6 protein-coding genes are annotated in these 5,547 nt (G+C 34.3%); all 6 read right to left on the bottom strand.

Features of this window, described 5'->3' with window-relative positions; genetic code table 11:
• Positions 1-220, bottom strand: a 220-nt coding sequence (locus ENL20_08025) for a hypothetical protein (GenBank protein ID HHE38506.1), incomplete at its 3' end; no start/stop codon positions are given.
• Positions 221-508: 288 nt separating this feature from the next.
• On the bottom strand, positions 509-1,807 hold the full coding sequence (locus ENL20_08020; protein HHE38505.1) for an MFS transporter: 1,299 nt from the start codon (positions 1,805-1,807) through the stop codon (positions 509-511).
• A gap of 400 nt (positions 1,808-2,207) precedes the next feature.
• Complete coding sequence (locus ENL20_08015) at positions 2,208-3,272, bottom strand: DUF4837 family protein (GenBank protein HHE38504.1); 1,065 nt, start codon at positions 3,270-3,272, stop codon at positions 2,208-2,210.
• 196 nt (positions 3,273-3,468) lie between these two features.
• A complete protein-coding gene (gene pgsA / locus ENL20_08010) occupies positions 3,469-4,044 on the bottom strand; it encodes a CDP-diacylglycerol--glycerol-3-phosphate 3-phosphatidyltransferase (GenBank protein HHE38503.1) in 576 nt (191 codons plus the stop codon).
• Positions 4,041-4,817, bottom strand: a complete 777-nt coding sequence (locus tag ENL20_08005) for a hypothetical protein (protein HHE38502.1) — start codon at positions 4,815-4,817, stop codon at positions 4,041-4,043. Before ENL20_08005 ends, pgsA begins: the two co-directional genes overlap by 4 nt.
• Entirely contained in the window at positions 4,814-5,431 is a 618-nt protein-coding gene (locus tag ENL20_08000) for an ATP-binding cassette domain-containing protein (protein HHE38501.1), read from the bottom strand. The genes ENL20_08005 and ENL20_08000 overlap by 4 nt, the downstream gene beginning before the upstream one ends.
• Positions 5,432-5,547: the final 116 nt, after the last annotated feature.

Below are 5,547 nucleotides of genomic sequence, written 5' to 3'. Positions count from 1 at the left end.
GTCCATACATATTGACATACAATCTCTGATCGAGCAGATTTTCTTTGATCCTTGCTCGGAAGATCTTATTCAGTTCGTTGACTTTGAAATACTCAACATCATCGATCATCTCTGTTTGAATGCTTTCAGATGGAAGTTCAGATCCATAATCAACAATGATCGAAGAGTTCAAGATAGACATCAATATCAGAAATAATATTAAAATAATCGACTTTCTCATTTTTTTCTTCGAATGAAACATTACTCGCTCCTAACAAAATAATTCGAGAACAGGTAAACATTAACCATCGAATTTATTCGATGGAAAAACAGAGATGCGATTAACGACTTCAGTCGGAAAATATCCCGAATAAATTCGAATCAGGTTACTTTTAACTACCATTCACTGAAGTGAATGGTTAATGTTTGTTCCCAAACAGGAGTTTGGGAACAAGATATTCAACTCAAAACTTTCCGAATCTTACAAGAAAGAATTCCTCTTTTGGAAGCTTCGGAAAGTGTCATATTATCATCCTCCAAACGGGAACAATTTTCTGAAATAACGAAATAATCTCTTTGCTTTTTCATCAAATCTGAATTCCTTCTTATCCATTGATAAATACAACTTAAAACTTAAAAAAGATGCTGTCAGCAGAAAGCATATCGAAACAATAAAGACAGCCCTGACTCCCAAATATTTCATAATAATAAATCCCAGGACTGGAACTATCAATCCGCGCACACCGGTTAAGGTTACATGAACGCTCTGATACATAGCAGCATCTTCGTTTCCGGCAAAATAATTAGAACTGATGCTCCAGGAAATTAAAATACCGGACATAGCAATGCCATACATTAAGAAAGCGAAATAGGTTAAGAAGACTGCAATGGTCGAACCGATAAAAAAACTGGAGATGAAAAGGAATAAAGGATAAAGACTCAACGAAGCAAAGGCAATACTCGAAAAATTCGCCGGATTTTTTTTATCAAAAACTTTCCCGGCGATCGGAGCGAGAATTAAGATCGGAATTTGCGTGATCACTGCTTTTCCTACAAAAGAAGAGGTATAACTCATTTTCAGGATTTCAACGAGATATTTGGGAATAACCGGAACTATGATCAAAAAACCGATTCCGTAAATAAAGAAATTCCTCTGGAAAATTGAAAAGTTACGATTCTTCTTCATCACCTCAAAAGCCCTCAAGACGGGACTGATAAAAAGTTTCTTTAAATCTATTCTGGTGGAGGGATCAAAATTCTTCTTTTCCACTTTGATCAAAGCGAGAAGAAAAGAACTATAACATCCCAAAACTCCTACGATCGCAAAAAAAACACGAAACCAGTTTTCATCCGCATCGAGAACTCTGCCGGCAAGGTAACTTCCGAGCAAAGTGATCAAAGTTGTTAAGCTTGCTGCATAACCGAACATCACTCCGCGATTAGCATTCCTGATATTATGCTGATAGATGGAATTCGTTGCCGGAATGATCAATCCGTTGAACGAGAAAAAGATGGTAAGGATAAAAAGATATTCATAATAATTATTGACCCAGAGCATGAAGATCAAGATGAGTCTTCCCACAAATCCTGAAATCATCAGATATTTTGCAATCGACTTTGATTGTTCCAGGACCTTCCCCCAATAGATGGAAAATAAATTGGAAATAGGCCAGAGCATGACAAGAAGCGTAATCTGCCAATCCAGAGCATGTAAGGCTTTCTTGGCAATGATATCCTGAATTTGAGAAGCACTGTTTACAAATCCGGTAAAAAATGCAACCTGCAACAGCAGGACAAAGGTCTTCTGCTCAAGTTTATCTAATTTCATTCCTGTTCCATCTTTTTATTGGAAGCAACATCTTTTAAGATAATAAATTCTGTCTATAATAATTTCTGAAATCAAACTGTGATAAAGATAATGATCATCTGAACATTGAATTTTTTTATCTAGCATCAAAATATAATATTGATAAAGATCCTTGTGAAAATTTGATGCCTGTTTAGAAAGATGGGATGTAAATGCTAAAAAAAACGCTCCCACACATGAGTTTAGGAGCGAGGGAAGTTTGTTTTTTAGTATTTCTCAAATAGGATTGTTTGAGTTACTTCCGTAAAACAAGATTCCGATCTTGTTAAATTTCTCGATTTCGGAAAATCGAGTTACTGTATCACAATCAATTCTGATTGTGCTCTTTTTTCTCAATCCGGCAGCTGCCGGATGAGTTACATTAATTCCGAATTACGATACTCCTGCTGATAACTTCCAACTCGATCAAAGCAGGGAGTTTATATCCTGTCGGGAAATAAACAGAATTATCAATGAGAAAAGCAGTTTGAGATTTCTCATCATAAAAAGCAAAACTCCGGAATGCTCCGCCCACAACAAATTTTTTATTCTGCCATCTGCCGGAAAGTTTCCAGCATTCATATTTTCCAAGCATATTTTTTTCTAATTTGATATCTTTATCAGCAAATTCGTCTTCCTCGTAATAATTCCAGGCAAGTTCTGCTCTTTTTTGTTTGAGCCATTCTTTGTTGAAATTGTCTTGTGTCATTTTCTCGTAATAGACAGAAATGAACCTGTCCGGTTTGTTTTTCAAACGAGCAATAAAGGAAATGAAACGATTGGCATCGTCTTGTTTGTAAACAATGTAATTCTTTGGCAGTTGCAGGGACCAGGGAAATTTCTGAAAAGTGTTTTCCGCATATGTTTTCTGTCTGTAGACCTGTTGTTCTATTCTCTCAAAGAGTTTATCCTTAAATAGATCGAAGGTCGCATTTGCCTGCAAAATATTGAAACTTAAGAGGTCTCTTTCGTTATCTCCGACAATAAAGAGAATGAACTGGTTTCTTGCCCAGAGATTTTCAACCGGATACATAGCCACTGCATTGACTTTGATCTCTTCAGCGATCTTATCACCCATAATGCTTTTCACATAAGAAGAAACTTCCTCGTCAGATTCCATATCACAGAAAAAAACGAGATTATTGAATTTATAGAACTGCTCGATAGAATTGATGGGAGCCTTCTTAACTTCGAAGAATTTCTCGTTTTCAGTTGTGAATTGGAATCTTTCCAAACTTTTTCGGAGATGAGGTTCTGCGTATTTCCAGACATTATCATCAGCAAAGACATAGATAGTTTGCTGATGTCCCCAGGAAAATGGTTTGCGAATATCTGTTCCTTTGGTTGAGGGATTTGTCTTACTTTCTTTGGAACATCCTGCTATTAAAAAGAATAGCAGGAATAAGAATATGGAATTTCTCTTCATAAATTGTTTGTCATTTTTCATATTGTAGCTCCTGAATCGATTTATAAACCATTGAAATGGTTATTATTTTTTCTCTTCTATCTTTTTCACCACAATGTCCGTCGAAAGCCGGAGTAAACAATTGTGGTGCTGAACTGAACTAAACAATGTTAGATTAGAATAGCACCAGATTTTAATCCGGTGAAAGAATAGCAAAAATATAATAATTATAACAGTTTTAACTGTTTTTCTTTATTTTTTCCGTTTTTATAAAGAAATAATTCAAACCCGAAAGAATGGTCACAACTGCCACTAACCAGAAAAAAATATGAAATCCGGAAATAAATATTTTACTTTCTGTTTTATCCAAAATTGAGATGAACGAATAATAGATTAAAGCAGCTGTAATTCCCACCATCTGCATAATGGTTTTCAGTTTTCCCCAGATATTGGCAGCGATGTAAATATTCTTTTTGATGTAGTAATTGCGAAGAATAGTGACTGCCACTTCCCTGACAATAATTATAATCACAACAATAATGTTGGTGTAATGCAATTCGAGTGAAATCGCAAAAAGAGCAGAAATAACTAATATTTTATCCGCCAGTGGATCCATAATTTTACCGAAATTAGAGATGACCTTCATTCTGCGAGCGAGCATGCCGTCAAAATAATCTGTGATACAGGCGATGATAAAAATAATTGTTGCCCAGATAATGTTGTTCCGGATATTATTTGAAAAAACAAACCAGATAAAGATGGGAACGAGGATTATCCTGATAATTGTCAGTAAATTTGGAATACGCTTTTTCATATCAGTCTTTTTCTTAAAATCGATTGTGAAATATGGGTTGAGATAAGCAAGACAAGGATTTCCAAACCAAAGGAAGTAATATCGATTTTGATTGTTAAGTAACTAAAATTTATCAAAAGCAGGTAACTCCCATAGACCAATATTGCCGGCAGGAAGATCGCAAAAAATGAACTAATAAGAAAATGTTTTCTTCTCTGTCCATATTTCCCGCCGGAAGATTCATACACATACCAGAATTTATCCTGCTTGTATTCAAAATGAATTTGCATGAAAACGGTTATGAAAAAAGTAAAAATGATGATCATGATATTTATGACCTGATAACTTTTATCGAGAAAATCTATCTTATCAAATAGGATATTCCAATCTTCAGGATTACATTCCGTTTTCAAATCTGTACCGGATAACATTAACAGCAGTTCTTCTTTTCTGGCTCGATCGAAATTTTCTCCTTCCAAAAAAACTTTCATTACATCCGGTAAAGAATGATTTTCCAGAACAGATTTTATTGAGTTCAATTCATATTTCGAGATCAGTTTTTCAGCAATTTCCGTTTTAGTCTCAATTTCAATTTTTGAAACATAACCTGCAAAACTCAATTGCGTTTTTAAAGAGTCGAGAATTTCAGAATTTTGAGAAAACACAAGAATGGGAACTTCCGATATCTTCTCGAAATAAGCCTGTTTCTGAAGTTTATATCCAAGATGGATAAAATTCCAGGTGACCAAAATGAGCAGGATAACGATGGATTGGATAACGATGCTTTTTTTCACAATTGAACCATTTTCCCATTTTGAATTCGGCAGGAAATATCAAAATCATCTAATTTCTTTTTGGAAGTACATATGATGGAAGTGCCGTTATCAAGAGCAAATTTCACGATTTCATTTACTCTCACCATTTTAATATCATCAAAATAATTATCGATATCATCTATGAGGATCAGATAAGGCTGCTGGATAACTGCCCGGATCAATTCGACTAATTTCTGCGAAGAATAAGATAAATTGTCTGCATTGGAATTATATATCTCTCCTAATCCGGCAATATTACAGAGTTCTATGATCTTCTCTTCTTTATTGAACTTTTTTTTATCAAGAGGAAGCACGATATTTTTCCAGATAGATTCTTTGGGGAGGAATTTAACTGAATTTTCGATGAGAATTGTTTTTTTTCTTTTCCTATAGAAAATAGCAGGTTTTTCTTTGATGAAAATATTTCCTTCAAATTCGGTATGTTCACCATGTATAGCTTTCAGGAAAAGGCTTTTTCCAGTATCATTATTTCCGATAATAAGCGCTTTTTGTTTGTCCGAAAGGATAAAATTATCCAATGTGAATAATTTTTCATATTCGATCAATAAAGCGAAATTCTCGATATTCAACATAATCGTTTTTTATCTTTTTTCCAATTATACCAATTCAACCAGTTCAACTAATTCAACTAATTCAACTAATTCAACTAATTCAACTAATTCAACTAATTCAACTAATTCAACTAATT

This window comes from Candidatus Cloacimonadota bacterium (genome assembly GCA_011372345.1).
GTDB lineage: Bacteria > Cloacimonadota > Cloacimonadia > Cloacimonadales > TCS61 > DRTC01.
The sequence above is the reverse complement of the archived record's forward strand: the minus strand, read 5'-3'. Positions and strand labels throughout refer to the sequence as shown.